This is a genomic window from Vulgatibacter sp. (assembly GCF_041687135.1).
Classification (GTDB): Bacteria; Myxococcota; Myxococcia; order Myxococcales; family Vulgatibacteraceae; genus JAWLCN01.
In genome coordinates this window covers 20,372-33,218 of record NZ_JAWLCN010000010.1, presented here as the reverse complement: position 1 = coordinate 33,218, position 12,847 = coordinate 20,372, and the positions used below count along the sequence as shown (strand labels likewise).

Below are 12,847 nucleotides of genomic sequence, written 5' to 3'. Positions count from 1 at the left end.
CGCCCCGGGGCCGTGGACACGGCGAAGCAGACCGGTGAAGTTGGCGGGATGGACTGGCTGGAAAGACTGGGCGAGCAGCTGGCGCGCGAGCACGAGGCATTCGCCGTCGTGCTCTACGGCTCCCACGCGCGCGGCAACGCGAGGGCCGAGAGCGACATCGACGTGATGATCCTGGTGCCCGCCGGGCGGGAGGGGCAGGCCTCCCGCGATGCCCGCCGCGTCCAGGCGCCCGACGGGCGCACGCTCGATCTCGATGGCTGGCTGCGCCCCTGCGATCCCGCCGACCCGGTGGCCTCGTTCGATGGGCGGGCGAACCCGGGGCTCATGTGCCTGCGGGGTGGCCGCGCGCTCTTCGATTCCACGGCCTGCGTCCCGACGATCCTCGCTGCGCTGGAGCGCACCTGGGACGAGGGCCCCGCACCCGTGGGCGCCGACGAACGCGAGGCGATTCGCGTCTGGGGGGACCGGATGCTGCGACGGATCCTCGAGCCGCGGCCCGGGCGGGAGGTCGCGGCTGCGTGGCGCCGCGCGGAGCTGCTCACCGAGCTATTGCCCGATGCCTACCGCCTGCGCGGCTGGTGGTACCCGGGGCCCGACCCGGCCCTGGCCGAGCTCGGCCAGCGTGCGCCCGATCTCCACCAGGCCTTCGTGGCGGCGCTGCGGCCGGACGCGACCGCTGCGGAGTTGCGGTCGCTCGTGGGCCTCGCGATCGAGGCGTAGCGTACGCTCCTTCCCTTGCGGAGGGCCGTGACGCGAAAGCCGACCATCGTCGCGATGAGGGGCGGGGGCTTCAGCATGGAGCCGGAGAACCCGCTCCTCGACGACTACGTCCTCGGACGCACCGGGAAGTCCTTCCCGCGCGCGTGTTTTCTTCCAACCGCCAGCGGTGACGCGGACGGTTACGTCGAGGGCGGCAACACCGCGAACCTGCTCGCAGTCTGGCGGGTGCACGGCCTCGACCGGATCCTGCAGCGGGGCTGGTCGGAGGGCATCGTCCTCTGCGGTCTCTCCGCCGGTGCGCCAGGGGGAGCTCGCTGGCGGCTGGGCGGCAGACGACGGCGTCGGCCTGCACTTCGAGGGGACGGAGTTGGCCGCCGTGGTGTCGTCCCGCGCCGGCGCTGCAGCCTGGCGGCTTCCAAGCTACGCGAGCGATCGGTCATCGCCACCGCGATCCTCGCAGGCGAGGATGGCCCCGATTACCACGCTGGCTGGCTCGGTTGACCTTCGGCCCGCCTCAGGGGCTGGAGCAGGCCGCCGCACGAGCGAGGAGGAGATCTCGCTCACGGGTGTTCGTCGCCAGGCCCGCCGCCTTCTCGAGCTCCGCCTTCGCCTCGGACCTCCGCCCGAGCTTGAGGAGGAGGTCGGCGCGAACGGCAGGGAGCAGGTGGTAGTTGCGAAGCGCCGGCTCCTCCGCCAGCTCGTCGACGAGCGGCAGCGCCTCCGCAGGGCCATAGGCCATCGAGACGGCGACCGCGCGGTTCAACTCGACGACAGGCGAACCGGTGAGCTCGACCAGCGCGTCGTAGAGCGCGACGATCCGGGCCCAGTCGGTCTCCTGCGGCGTGCGCGCGCGTGCATGGCAACCCGCGATCGCCGCCTGGATCGTGTAGGGGCCAAGGGGCTGCGCGAGTGCCTCTGCACGCGCGAGCGCCGCGAGTCCTCGGGTGATGAGCAGGCGATCCCACCGGGAACGATCCTGCTCGAAGAGCAGCACGGGCTCTCCGCCGGGGCCGACCCGTGCCCTCGCCCGCGAAGCCTGCAGCTCCATCAGCGCGAGCAGGCCGTGAACCTCCGCGTCGTCCGCCACCAGCCCCGCGAGCATGCGGCCGAGGCGCATCGCCTCCTCGCAGAGCTCCGGCCGGAGCCAGTCGTCGCCGGCAGTCGCCGCGTAGCCCTCGTTGAAGATGAGGTAGACGACCTCCAGCGCCGGCGGGATCCGTGCGCCCAGATCCGCACCGGTCGGCACTTCGAACGGAACCCTGGCCTCGGAGAGCGTCCGCTTGGCGCGGACGATCCGCTGCGCCATCGTCGCCTCGGAGGTGAGGAAGGCACGCGCGATCTCCGCGGTCGAGAGACCGGCGACGAGGCGCAACGTCAGGGCAACGCGTGCCTCCCGGGAGAGCACGGGGTGGCAGGCGACGAGCACGAGGCGGAGCACGTCGTCACCGACGGCGTCGTCGAGCGCCTCCTCGTCGAACGTCGTGGACGAGACGGCGCTGCGCTCCAGCTCGACGTGCTTCTGGTCCATCATCGCGCGTCGCCGCATCTCATCGACAGCGCGACGCCGGGCCGCGGTCATCAGCCACGCGCCCGCGTTGTCGGGAATGCCCGCCTCCGGCCATCGCTCCAGCGCCGTCACGAGCGCTTCCTGCGCGAGATCCTCCGCGCGATCGACGTCGTGAACCAGGCGCACGAGGCCGCCGATGAGACGGGCGGCCTCGATGCGCCAGACGGCTTCGATGGCCTTGCGCGTGGGTGTTGGTTCGCGCATGGCCCGCTCCTTACGCCTGCTTGCGCCGCTCCATCTCGGCCCGGAGGCGATCCTCCTGCGCCCGGAGCTCGGGGGTGAACTCCGCGCCGAAATCCTCGGCCTCGAAGATCGGGCGGATTTCGAGCTCCGCTTCCTCGCCCGGCATCGGCTCGGGGCAGCGGCGCGCCCACTCGACGGCCTCGTCCATCGACCGGACCTGCCAGATCCAGTAGCCGGCGATGAGCTCCTTCGTCTCGGCGAAGGGGCCGTCGACGACGCTGCGCTTGCTCCCGGAGAATTTGATCCGCTTGCCGCTCGCGCTGGGCTTCAGGCCCTCGCCGGCGAGCATGACGCCGGCCTTGACCAACTCCTCGTTGTACTTGCCCATCTCGGCCAGGAGCTTCTCGCTCGGCATGATCCCCGCTTCGCTGTTCTTCGTGGCCTTGACGATCACCATGACCTTCATCGACGTGTCCTTTCGCTTTCGGCGCCTCGGGCGCCGGTGGATGGTTCGTACAGGCGACGAACGAGACTCGGCGAGATCGACATGGGCAGGCGAGATTTTCCTGCGAAAGAGGAATTTGCAGTAAAAACAAAGATCTGTGCGGTTCATCACCGGGCGGGCCGATGGCCCGGGCGCCAGGCGCTACCGGGCGCGGCCCCGGAAGAAGCCGGCGAGCGCGTCGACGAGGCGCGCACGCACCTCCGGGCGGACGGCGAGATCCTGGCGGACCTCGAGCTCGAGCGCCATCTTCCCGTGTGCAGCTGCGTGGCGCTCTGCGGCGTAGATCAGCCCTTCCCTGCCGGAGTAGGGCTCGTTGAGCCGGGTCACGAAACCCGCGGCGTGAATCGCTCGTGCCGCGTGGGCAGCGAGCTCCTCCTGGGTGTCGAAGAGGACGCCGACCTCCACCTGCCGGACCTGGCCCTCGTAGACCGGCGTGAAGGTGTGGACCGAGAAGAGGACCTGCGCCTCGTACCCGGCGAGGCGCTGGTGGATCGCCTCGTGGTAGGGGCGGTGGAAGCGCTCGAGACGGCGCGTCCGCTCGGCGTCGGTGAGCTGCCGGTTGAGCCCGACGGGCTGCCCCTCCGCCTCGGCGCGGAAGAGGGTGGCGGCGCCGTCCGGGCGGTTGGGATCGACGAGGAGGCGGGAGAAGCGGGAGAGGACGGCGGGCGCGCGCAGCGCCTCGGCGAGCTCCCGCACGAGGTCGGCGGCACCCAGGTCGTAGGCCCAGTGCGTGCCCACGAGGCGCTCGTCCCCGGGAGGCCAGGCGTAGCCGTCGGGAAGCCGTTCGGAGGCGTGCTCGCAGGTGAGGAAGACGGGTGCATCGCGGTCGCCGTCGAGGGCTTCGAAGGCCTCGTCCAACTCGCGGGGCTCCTCCTGCTTCGTCACCGGGATCATGCGGCCTGCTCCTCTGGAGGCATGGGGGCGTCGAATCCGCCGCTTACCAGCGGTTCGGCCCAGGGGTCAACGCACCGGTCGACGTGGCGTTACACCCTGCCGGTCGATCGGCAGAGATTCACGACCACCGCAGCTGGAACTCGAGCTCGTCGACCCCGCCATCGCGCTCGTGCTCGATGTTGAAGACCGCGTCGGCGGGGATCCGCAGCCGCTCGCCAGCCACCTGGATGGTGAACGGCGCACCGGCTTCGATGGCGTCGGCGAGCCTGCGCAGCTTCGCGACGAACTGGCTGCGGGAGTAGGCCTTCTCGATGTCCCGTGGCGGGCGGTTCGGCATGGCGATCGTCTCCTCGGTCGAATGGGCGGGTGGGCCTCAGAATACGACGGTCACCGTGACCGTATCCTCGTACGTCCCCGAAGCCACGTATTGCCCGGCGGGGAGGTGACCACTCTCGTCCGACGCACCGCCGTCATGGCAACGAGCAGGACGAGAGCGTCCCGCGGTTCGACTTGCCAGGCACGCGCGCATCGGTCATGGGAGCGGGCCATGAACAAGCCCCTCATGCTCTCGTACGCCGGATGTGGAACCTGCAAGAAGGCGCTCAAGTGGCTCGCCGAGCACGGCGTCGAAGTGACCGTGCGGCCGATCGTCGAGCAGCCGCCGACGCCCGCCGAGTTGTCGAAGTGGATCCCGGCGAGCGGCCTTCCCGTGCGCAAGTGGCTCAACACCAGTGGCCAGAGCTACCGCGCGATCGGCAAGGAGAAGGTCGATGCAGCCGACGACGCCACCCTCGTCCGCTGGCTCGCCGAGGACGGCAAGCTCGTGAAGCGGCCGGTGCTGGTGCTGGGCGAGCGCGTGCTCGTCGGCTTTCGCGAGGAGCAGTACGCGGCGCTATTCGCATAGCGCGCTGGATCCGGCCGCTCGCCACCTTGACGGCGACGTAACCTTTGGGTTGCTTCAGGCAACCTATAGGTTACATCGAGCACAAGGGGGCGACATGAATGAAGTCGAGGCGCTGGACGAGAGTCGGCGGCGGGTGCTGTGGCTGTCGTTGGTGGGTTTTGCGCTCTGGCAGGGGCTGGATCTCGCGGGAGCGGTCCTCGAGCTCTCCGGCGGCTCCTCGACGCTGCGCCACCTCGCCCAGGGCGTGGGGCTCGTGGTGTGGGCCCTCTGGTCTGCGGCGCTCATATGGATGTCGCGCATCCGGCGGCGCATGAGGGCGCAGTCGTCCGTGGCGGCGGCGCTCGACGACGAGCTCGTTCGGCACGCGCGCCTGCGGTCCTTCGCCACCGCGTTCTGGGCGACGATGGGCACGCAGGTGATCGTGCTGCTCGCAAACAGCTTCCACCCGCTGCCCGCGGCGCTCGCCGTGCAGCTCACGATCCTCGTCGGCGTCACCGTGGGGCTGGGCGCCTTCCTCCGCGCGAGGGGGACCCCGGAGCATGCGTGAGGAGCGCCTGATCAACTCGCTGCGGGAGCACCGCGCGCGCCTCGGGCTGACGCAGGAGCAGCTCGCCGCGCTGGTGGGCGTCACCCGCAAGAGCATCAACACCGTGGAGACGGGGCGCTTCGTCCCCTCCACGCTGCTCGCGCTCAAGCTCGCGCGGGCACTCGGCGTACCGGTCGAGACGCTCTTCCAGCTCGAGGGTTGAGCGGAGCCGGGAGCGCGAACGCTTCGACGAATTGCCTGCAGGTCCGCAACGGCCTTACGTTGCCGGCATGGAGATCGAGATTCGCGGCGCAGAGCCCGAGGAAGCAGCGGCGCTCGTCGCCCTCGCGCACCGCACCATCCTGCGCTGCTACCGGCCGTTCCTGGGGGACGCGGTGGTCGATGGATTCGTGGAGGGCGGCTTCATCGAGCGCTACCTCGAAGAGAACGTGGGCAATTGCGTCGTCCTCGTCGACGAAAGCGAGATCGTGGGCCTGGGCATCGCGCTGGGCAAGACCATCGACCTGCTGCTCATCGATCCCGACCGCCAGCGCCGAGGCCTCGGCTCCCGCCTGCTCGGCCACGTCGAGGCGCACCTCTTCCATGATTGGGCGGAGCTGCTCCTCGAGAGCTTCGAAGCGAACCGCCCGGCGAACGACTTCTTCCGGCGCAACGGCTGGACCGAGGCGGGCCGCTTCGTCGACGAGGACTCGGGCCTCCCCAAGCTCCGCTTCCGCAAGGTGCAAAGCGGCTGAACGCGCCTCCGCCCTATGCGGGGACCGAGCCCGGCGCTTGCGGCAACGCCGCCGCGAGCGCGCCGGCGAGTGTCGTCGTGGGCCGTCCGATCAGCCGGCGCAGATCTTCTGCGCGCGCGGTCATCTCGCCCCGGGAGATGGCGAGGTGCACGTCGACCAGCATCTCGGCTCGTTCCGCCGGGAGTCCTGCTGCAACGAGCAGGACGCCGTGATCCTCCGGCGTGAGATCCTCGTAGCCGACCTGCTTGCCTGCGATCCGGGAGATCTCGTCGGCCAGGTCCGCCATGCCGAAGGGCTTGTCGCCGACCAGCTCGTAGATCTTGTTCTCGTGGCCCGTGCCCGTGAGCACCGCGACCGCTGCGGCAGCGTAGTCGGCGCGGCTCGCCCCCGCGACGCGGCCCTCGGACGCATTTCCGATCACCGCGCCGTTCTCCAGCGCGAGGACGGCCTGCTCGGTGAAGTTCTCGAGGTAGAGGCCGTTGCGCAGGATCACGTGGGTGAGCCCCGACGCACGCAGCAACCGCTCGGTGGCCCGGTGCACCGCGGCAGCGCGAAGGTGCGACTCCTCGGCGTGGAGCATGCTCGTGTAGACGAGGAGCCGGATGTGGGCCTTCTTCGCTGCCTCGAGCACCGCCTGGTGCCAGGCGAGCGCGTTCTCCTCGGCAGAGGAGATCAGCAGCGCCTTCTGCGTCCCCGAGAAGGCGGCCTTGAGCGTCTCGGGCCTGGAGGCGTCGACGTGGCGGACGTCGACGCCGCGGGCCGCCAGGTCGACGGCTTTCTCGGGATGGCGAACGGCCGCCACCATTTGCGAGGTGGGCACCTTCTGCAGGAGCCCATCGATCACGAGGCGACCGAGCTTTCCGGTGGCGCCGGCAACGACGATCTTCATCGCGTTCTCCCCCCAGGCTAGGCCTGCGCTGGCGCACCGGCGCTGCGTCTCCGGTGGCACCACCAGCATCCGCTCGTTCGGTGCGGCAGGGAACCGGGGCCCTGCTGCGAGTGTGTCCACGACGACGGAGCGGACCGGAAAGGGGAAACCCCATGGCACGGATGCCGTGGGGCCTCGTCTCACGCCGGCGCTGCCGGATCAGTCGGGCTGCGGGTAGCGCTCGCGGCACTCGCACGATTCGGCGCTGCCCCATTCCTCGATGCTGCAGTCCAGCCCGCTCTTCACCTGGATGGTGACGGCCTCGGAAGATACGGGCTCATCGAATGTGATGCAGAGTTCGACGTCGCGCGCGTTCACGCCCTCGACCTTGAAGCCCAGGAGGTTCTTCTCGCAATTGCTGGGCTGGTCGTCTTTCACCGATCCGCGCTCGCGGCCGTACTCATCGGTGACGACGATGCTCTCGACCTTCTCGGGGCAGGGCACGTCCACGAGCAGGAAGCTGATCTCCTGTTCCCGGTGGATGTCGAAGCAGAGCCGGTCGCCCTCGCAGACGGGCGCCATGCATGCATCGTCGTAGGCGCAGTCGGGATCTTCGCAATCGACCTTGTAGTCGCCGTCATTGTCGATGCCGTCGTCGCAGATCTCCTCCACCTGGCAGGCGGAATCGCTGGCGCAGTCCGGATCGTCGCAATCGAACTTGCCGTCGCCGTCATTGTCCCGGCCGTCGCCGCACTTCTCCTGCTTGTAGTAGCCGCCGCCGCTTCCTCCATTTCCGCCGCCGCCGTAGCTCCCCCCGTTGTAGGGGCTGACGACGATGGGGCTGCCGCCATCGACAGCGTCCGTGCCGAGAATCGGGCGCCCCTGCGTCCCATCGCCGCCGGTGCCGCCCCCGCCGTCGTCGCGACCGGCCGTGTCTCCGGCGGGCTTTCCGCTACCTCCGTCGTCCCCACCACAGCCAGCCGCACCCACCACCACGCCCAGGAACAACGGCAACCAGACCTTCCCCCTCATGATCCCCTCCCCACTTTTCGTGACCGGCAAGCACTGTCGCAGTCGATGTGGGAGCACGGCGCATGCCATGCGTGGGAGCGCCTGCTTGCCCGCCTACTGGGCGCCGCGTGCACGACGTTTCGGGCGAACTGGGTAAGAGCAGCGCACCAGGTGGGCAATTCGGGCGACTGTCCGTGCACGCCCGGAGCAGCAGAGCCAGCGCGGCGGCGCCACCGCCGCTGCGAGCGGGGGCACGGCCTTCCCGGGAAGGTAGGCAGCTCGGGAAAGGGGCTTCCTGCAACCGACCTTGCGTCACAACGTGCCGCCAATGGCAGGAGAGGAATCGCGGCCCAAAGAGCGATACGCGGTCTCGCCACACATGGCCAACGAACGGACCTTCGTGGCCTGGTTGCGCACCGCCGTCTCCCTGATCTCCCTGGGCCTGGCGATCAACCGGCTCGCGATGTACCTGCAGGAGGTCAACCAGAGCGAGGGAAAGGCCCGGCACCTGGTCATCGACGCCGCGTGGATGGGGACCGGCTTCGTGATCTTCGGCCTCGTCCTCGTGGTGCTCTCAGCCAGCCACTTCCGGCGGCGGACGCGGCAGATCCAGGATGGCACCTTCGAACCGCTCTCGATCTCCATCGTGGTGATCGGAGCCGCGATTCTGTTGATGGGGCTGCTCGGGCTGGCCTGGTTTCACCGCAGCTGACGCGGCGGCGGTCCCATGCGAGCGGTGCACGTGCCTCATTCGCAATAGAGTCCGCGGATCGCGAGCCAGCCGTCGCGCTCGGCGATCCGGCGTGTGCGCCAGCTGCCGAAAGCTCCCGCCTCCCAACGCCGCTCACCCAGCTCGAGACGCCAGGGCAGGGTGGACGAGCTGCGGGCCGCGGCGACGGCGTGGCCGAGGAAGACGACCTGCCGATCGAAGTCCGGCCGGGCTACGTCGACGGCGCCCTCGTACCAGGGGGCGATCGCCGCCGCCTCCGGCAGGGGCGGCAGGTAGGTGTAGCTCGCCGGGTAGCGGTCCGTCGTACCGTCGATGAAGCGTGCGAAACGGCCCTGCGCCGGGGCGAGGTTCTCCCCGATCGCCTCGATGTCGACGGGAACGGGCCGCCCCAGCGCGTGCGCCGCAGCGGCCAGGAACGCGAGGTTGATGCGCGCGTGCGAGAAGTCCTCCGCCCGCTTCGGCGAGGTGGGGGGCGCTTCGGGCGTGTTGCAGCTCGCCGTCTCACCGGCAGCCCAGCCGTCGTAGAAGCGCTGCGGCCAGTAGTTCCAGAGCCGGACCCCATCCCGATCGAAGAGCTCGGCGACGTGGTTGTCGAAGAGCGCTTCGACGCGCTGCAGGTAGCGAGGCTCCCCGGTGAGGTGGTGGAGCTGCAGCGCGACGAGGCCCAGCTGGTTCTGCTGGTTGAACGGCATGACGATGCCGTCCCACTCGAGCGCCGAGCAGGGCGTGAAGGTGTAGTGGCCGTGCCAGTCGGCCTCGTAGTGGTCGAACATTGCCCGCGCTGCACCGAGGGCGCGCGACGCCTGCTCGGGGGTGAGGAGCTCGTGGGTGGCGAGCAGCGCCTCGTGGATCGAGGCGTTGTTCACCGCGAGGGCGATCGGAGTCCGCGCATCCACGCTGTATTTGGTGCTGGTGAAGAGCCCCTCGTCGTCCATGTGGCCGAGCAGCGATGCAGCGATGCTTCGCACCTCGTCGAGCAACGCGAGATCGCCGGTGACGCCGTAGAGCGCCTGCAGGCCGCGAAGGCGGTAGGCGACGTTCCAGGCGAGCCGGCCCAGGTGATCGTTCCCGCGCGCGAAGGGCTCGCCCCGCTGCGCACCGAAGAGCTCGCGGTAGGCGTGGAAAACGCTGCGGGCGCCGGAATCTCCATCGACGCGTACGAGACGAGGGCCATGCGTCCCGCGCCAGAGCAGGTCGGTCGGCGCGAGGGATTCTGCGTGGCGGAGTGCGAGCGATGTTGCCGATCGGATCTCCAGCCGGCGGCGCGTCGTCGTCTCGTCGAAGCCGGCGAGGAAGAGGGTGCCGTCGAAGAGGACGAGCTCCTGCGGGAAGAAGGGCAACACCTCGCAGGCCGTCTCGGCGTTCTCGAGCAGCCGGCGGCAGACGGCGTTCTCGAGGGTGCGTGGATCGAAGCGGACCCAGGCGAGTATGCCACCGCCGAGGCGCAGCCAGCGGTGGAAGGCGCCGTCCGAGACGATCACTTCCCCGTCGAGGACGACTTCGGAGGCAAGGTTGACCAGGCCGACCTGCGCCCAGGCCACGTGCCCGTCGTCGTCGAGCGCGGGGTCGAATTGCAGGAGATCGTCGTCGGTCAGCTGCTCCTCGTCCAGCCAGACCTCCGGCTCGTCCATCGGAGCGATGCGGACCTCGAGGCGCTGGCCGGCGGCATTCGTCTCGGCCGCATAGAGCCCGGGCCGCTCCTCGTGCGCGACGGCGAGGCAGGCGACCTCGTCGGCACGGCTCGGCGGCGGCCCGTCGCACGCGGACGCGAGGAGCAGCAGAGCGATGCTGGCTGGAGGGCATGCGCGCATGGCCGCCGCACTCTACCGCAGCTTCGTCGAGCCTCGGCGCCGCAAGGACCGTAGGGCCTCAGCGCTCGGCGGGCTGCCGCCAGCCCCATGCGATCATGAGGCACAGCGCCGGTCCCAGGGCGAAGACCACGAAGAGCCAGCGGGCGGCCCCTGCCACACCCTCCGGGCCGTCACCCAGGCCTGCCAGGTTGACCGTTACGCCTGCGAGCGAGGCGCCGAAGGCCGTGGCGCAGAGCTGCACCGTCATGATCGACGACCCGGCGATCTCCGCCTCGTCGGCTGGCGCGACGCGGAGGATGCTCGCCGAGAGGTGCGGGTAGGCGATGCCGACCCCGGCGCCACCGGCGACGCGCGCGATGCAGAGCGGCGTGAGCGCCACCCAGCCCCCACCGCCTTGCCCCGGCAGGAGCACGGCGAGCGCAGCCATCGAGACCACCGACAGGAGTGCGGCCCCACGGAGCACCAGGATCAAGCGGCCCTCGTGCAGGCTCGAGGTCACGATCGCGCCCACCGTCCATCCCACCGACATCAGGGCGGCGAGATAACCGGCCTCGAGCGGCGAGAGCCCGCGCAGCTCCTGGAGGAAGAGGGGCACGAAGATCTCGGTGCAGGTGACGGTCATCGCAAGGAGCGCCGACATCAGGTAGAGCGCGCCGAGCGGTTTGGTGATCCGGAAGGCGCCGCGCGGCAGCAGGCGATGCCGGGCCCGTGATTCCGCCGTGATCACGGCAGCGACCAGCGTGACGGCGAGCAGAAGACCACCCGCGCTCCACGCGCTGCGTCCTGCCACGCTGCTCGCGGAGGCGGCCAGGACCGCCGCCGTGAGCAGGGCAAGCTGGCGCCCGGGAAGCGGCGGCGCCGGCGCGCCGCCTTTGCGGCGCGGCAGGACGAAGACGGCCGCGAGCGTGAGAGCCGCCGTGGCAGGAGCGAGCGACCAGAAGGCCGCGCGCCAATTGCCGAGCTCCGCGAAGATGCCGCCGATCGTCGGACCGAGCAGGGTTGCGATGCCCCATACGCCCGAGAACAAGGCCATGGCCCGGGGCCAGAGCGGCTCGGCGAAGGTGGTGCGGATCAGGGCGTAGGGCAGGGCGAGCAGCAGACCGCCCCCGAGCCCCTGAACGAAGCGCCCGACGAGCATCGTCGCCATCGCCGGCGCTGCTGCGCAGAGGAGCGACCCCGCAGCGAAAATCGCGGCAGCGATAGCGTACGCCGCCCGGGCTCCGAGCCGCGCGAGGAGGCGGGACGCGACCGCCGAGCCGAGAATCGAGGCGACGACGAAGACCGTCGTGTTCCAGGCGTAGTAGGCGAGGCCGCCGATGTCGCGCACCACCGACGGGAGGATGGTGGTCGAGACGTAGAGGTTGGTGGCGTGGAGCCCCGCCCCGCCGGCGAGTGCCAGCGAGCGGACGAGGTTCGCGCCGGCGAGCAGATCGCGCCAGCCGGGCTCGCGTCGTATCGGGGCGGCAGCCCCTGCTTCCTCTGGGCTCACGAGAGGAACACCTCGGCGGAGAGACGTGCGAGCTTGTCGGGGTTGCGCATGATGAAGATGCCGGTCGCACGCCCTTCCGCATCGAAGGCGAAGCTGAGCGCTGCAACGATCTGGCCGTTCTCGAGGAGCAGCGCGCCAAGGGCCCCGTTGATGCGCACCAGCTGCCACTCGTAGCTGCTCCACCAGTTCCGCAGCCGCTCGGCGACGAAGGGGAGCACCTCCGGCTTGCCGGAGAGCGCACGCTCGATCGTCGTCACCTTGCCGCCGCCGTCGGCGGTGAGCGCGATGTCGTCTGACAGCAGGGCGGCCAACGGCTCGGTCACGCCCGTTGCGACGGCGCTCCGGAACGCCGCCAGGAGCTCCTCCTGCCGCTCCCGCGACGCCACGTGGCGCATGCGGTCCTCGCCGACGCTCGTGCGCGCGCGGGAAACGAGCTTGCGGCAGGCGGCCTCCTGCATGCCGAGCGCTGCGGCGATCTCCGGGTACGGCCGGCTGAAGATTTCGTGCAGGAGATACGCGGCCCGTTCCTTCGGCGTGAGGCGCTCGAGCAGCAGCAGGAAGGCCGTCGACAGCGAGGACGCGAGCTCGAGATCGCTCTCCGGGGTCGCCTCCGTCACCGCGTGAATCGGTTCCGGCAGCCAGGCGCCGACGTAGTCCACCCGCGTGTGCCGCGCCGACAGGATGTCGATGCAGCGGCGCGTGCACGCGGTCGTCAGCCAGGCGGACGGATCGCGGATGGTGGTGCGATCGGCGCCGCGCCATTTGAGGAAGGTGTCCTGCACCGCGTCCTCTGCATCTGCCAGGGATCCCAGGATGCGGTAGGCGAGGCCCAGGAGGTAGGGGCGCTTCTTCTCGAAGACGGTGACGTCGTGGAGCTCGTTCAT

Annotated in this window: 16 protein-coding genes; 7 read left to right on the top strand and 9 right to left on the bottom strand. The window is 70.2% G+C overall.

What is annotated here, in order from left to right:
- Positions 1-48: 48 nt before the first annotated feature.
- Both ACESMR_RS19175 and ACESMR_RS19170 read left to right on the top strand, forming a co-directional pair.
- Positions 49-720 carry a nucleotidyltransferase domain-containing protein gene (locus tag ACESMR_RS19175; protein WP_373048726.1) on the top strand — a complete coding sequence of 224 codons (672 nt, stop codon included), beginning with the start codon at positions 49-51 and terminating at the stop codon, positions 718-720.
- 27 nt (positions 721-747) lie between these two features.
- Positions 748-1,221: a Type 1 glutamine amidotransferase-like domain-containing protein gene (locus ACESMR_RS19170; protein ID WP_373048725.1), complete on the top strand. Its 474-nt coding sequence runs from the start codon at positions 748-750 to the stop codon at positions 1,219-1,221.
- 13 nt (positions 1,222-1,234) lie between these two features.
- Here ACESMR_RS19170 and ACESMR_RS19165 read toward each other — a convergent pair whose 3' ends face one another.
- The 4 genes from ACESMR_RS19165 to ACESMR_RS19150 form a co-directional block, all read right to left on the bottom strand.
- A complete protein-coding gene (locus ACESMR_RS19165) occupies positions 1,235-2,491 on the bottom strand; it encodes an RNA polymerase sigma factor (RefSeq protein ID WP_373048724.1) in 1,257 nt (418 codons plus the stop codon).
- 10 nt (positions 2,492-2,501) lie between these two features.
- Positions 2,502-2,936 carry a YciI family protein gene (locus tag ACESMR_RS19160; RefSeq protein ID WP_373048723.1) on the bottom strand — a complete coding sequence of 145 codons (435 nt, stop codon included), beginning with the start codon at positions 2,934-2,936 and terminating at the stop codon, positions 2,502-2,504.
- Positions 2,937-3,116: 180 nt separating this feature from the next.
- Positions 3,117-3,869, bottom strand: coding sequence for an N-formylglutamate amidohydrolase (locus ACESMR_RS19155; RefSeq protein WP_373048722.1), 753 nt, complete (start codon positions 3,867-3,869; stop codon positions 3,117-3,119).
- Positions 3,870-3,987: 118 nt separating this feature from the next.
- Entirely contained in the window at positions 3,988-4,206 is a 219-nt protein-coding gene (locus ACESMR_RS19150; protein ID WP_373048721.1) for an amphi-Trp domain-containing protein, read from the bottom strand.
- Positions 4,207-4,416: 210 nt separating this feature from the next.
- Here ACESMR_RS19150 and ACESMR_RS19145 point away from each other — a divergent pair, with 210 nt between their 5' ends.
- The 4 genes from ACESMR_RS19145 (at position 4,417) to ACESMR_RS19130 (ending at position 6,054) form a co-directional block, all read left to right on the top strand.
- Positions 4,417-4,773 (top strand): Spx/MgsR family RNA polymerase-binding regulatory protein, encoded by a 357-nt coding sequence (locus ACESMR_RS19145; RefSeq protein ID WP_373048720.1) that lies wholly within the window; start codon positions 4,417-4,419, stop codon positions 4,771-4,773.
- Between the two features lie 94 nt (positions 4,774-4,867).
- Positions 4,868-5,320, top strand: a complete 453-nt coding sequence (locus tag ACESMR_RS19140; protein WP_373048719.1) for a hypothetical protein — start codon at positions 4,868-4,870, stop codon at positions 5,318-5,320.
- A complete protein-coding gene (locus ACESMR_RS19135) occupies positions 5,313-5,522 on the top strand; it encodes a helix-turn-helix transcriptional regulator (RefSeq protein ID WP_373048718.1) in 210 nt (69 codons plus the stop codon). The genes ACESMR_RS19140 and ACESMR_RS19135 overlap by 8 nt, the downstream gene beginning before the upstream one ends.
- Positions 5,523-5,589: 67 nt before the next feature.
- Positions 5,590-6,054 carry a GNAT family N-acetyltransferase gene (locus ACESMR_RS19130; protein WP_373048717.1) on the top strand — a complete coding sequence of 155 codons (465 nt, stop codon included), beginning with the start codon at positions 5,590-5,592 and terminating at the stop codon, positions 6,052-6,054.
- A gap of 13 nt (positions 6,055-6,067) precedes the next feature.
- Here the strand turns inward: ACESMR_RS19130 and ACESMR_RS19125 are convergent, their stop codons facing one another.
- Positions 6,068-6,943: an NAD(P)H-binding protein gene (locus ACESMR_RS19125; RefSeq protein ID WP_373048716.1), complete on the bottom strand. Its 876-nt coding sequence runs from the start codon at positions 6,941-6,943 to the stop codon at positions 6,068-6,070.
- Between the two features lie 198 nt (positions 6,944-7,141).
- Positions 7,142-7,954, bottom strand: a complete 813-nt coding sequence (locus ACESMR_RS19120) for a hypothetical protein (RefSeq protein WP_373048715.1) — start codon at positions 7,952-7,954, stop codon at positions 7,142-7,144.
- A gap of 358 nt (positions 7,955-8,312) precedes the next feature.
- On the opposite strand from ACESMR_RS19120, the gene ACESMR_RS19115 reads away from it, so the two are divergent.
- Positions 8,313-8,645, top strand: coding sequence for a YidH family protein (locus tag ACESMR_RS19115; RefSeq protein ID WP_373048714.1), 333 nt, complete (start codon positions 8,313-8,315; stop codon positions 8,643-8,645).
- Between the two features lie 35 nt (positions 8,646-8,680).
- On the opposite strand, the gene ACESMR_RS19110 is transcribed toward ACESMR_RS19115, so the two are convergent.
- From ACESMR_RS19110 to sigJ, 3 genes are read right to left on the bottom strand one after another with little or no spacing between them, the layout of a single operon-like run.
- Positions 8,681-10,474, bottom strand: a complete 1,794-nt coding sequence (locus ACESMR_RS19110; RefSeq protein WP_373048713.1) for a hypothetical protein — start codon at positions 10,472-10,474, stop codon at positions 8,681-8,683.
- A 58-nt stretch (positions 10,475-10,532) separates the two neighbouring features.
- Positions 10,533-11,963, bottom strand: coding sequence for an MFS transporter (locus ACESMR_RS19105; RefSeq protein ID WP_373048712.1), 1,431 nt, complete (start codon positions 11,961-11,963; stop codon positions 10,533-10,535).
- The gene (gene sigJ, locus ACESMR_RS19100; RefSeq protein ID WP_373048711.1) at positions 11,960-12,847 is read right to left on the bottom strand and encodes an RNA polymerase sigma factor SigJ; all 888 of its coding nucleotides are present in this window, start codon (positions 12,845-12,847) and stop codon (positions 11,960-11,962) included. The genes ACESMR_RS19105 and sigJ overlap by 4 nt, the downstream gene beginning before the upstream one ends.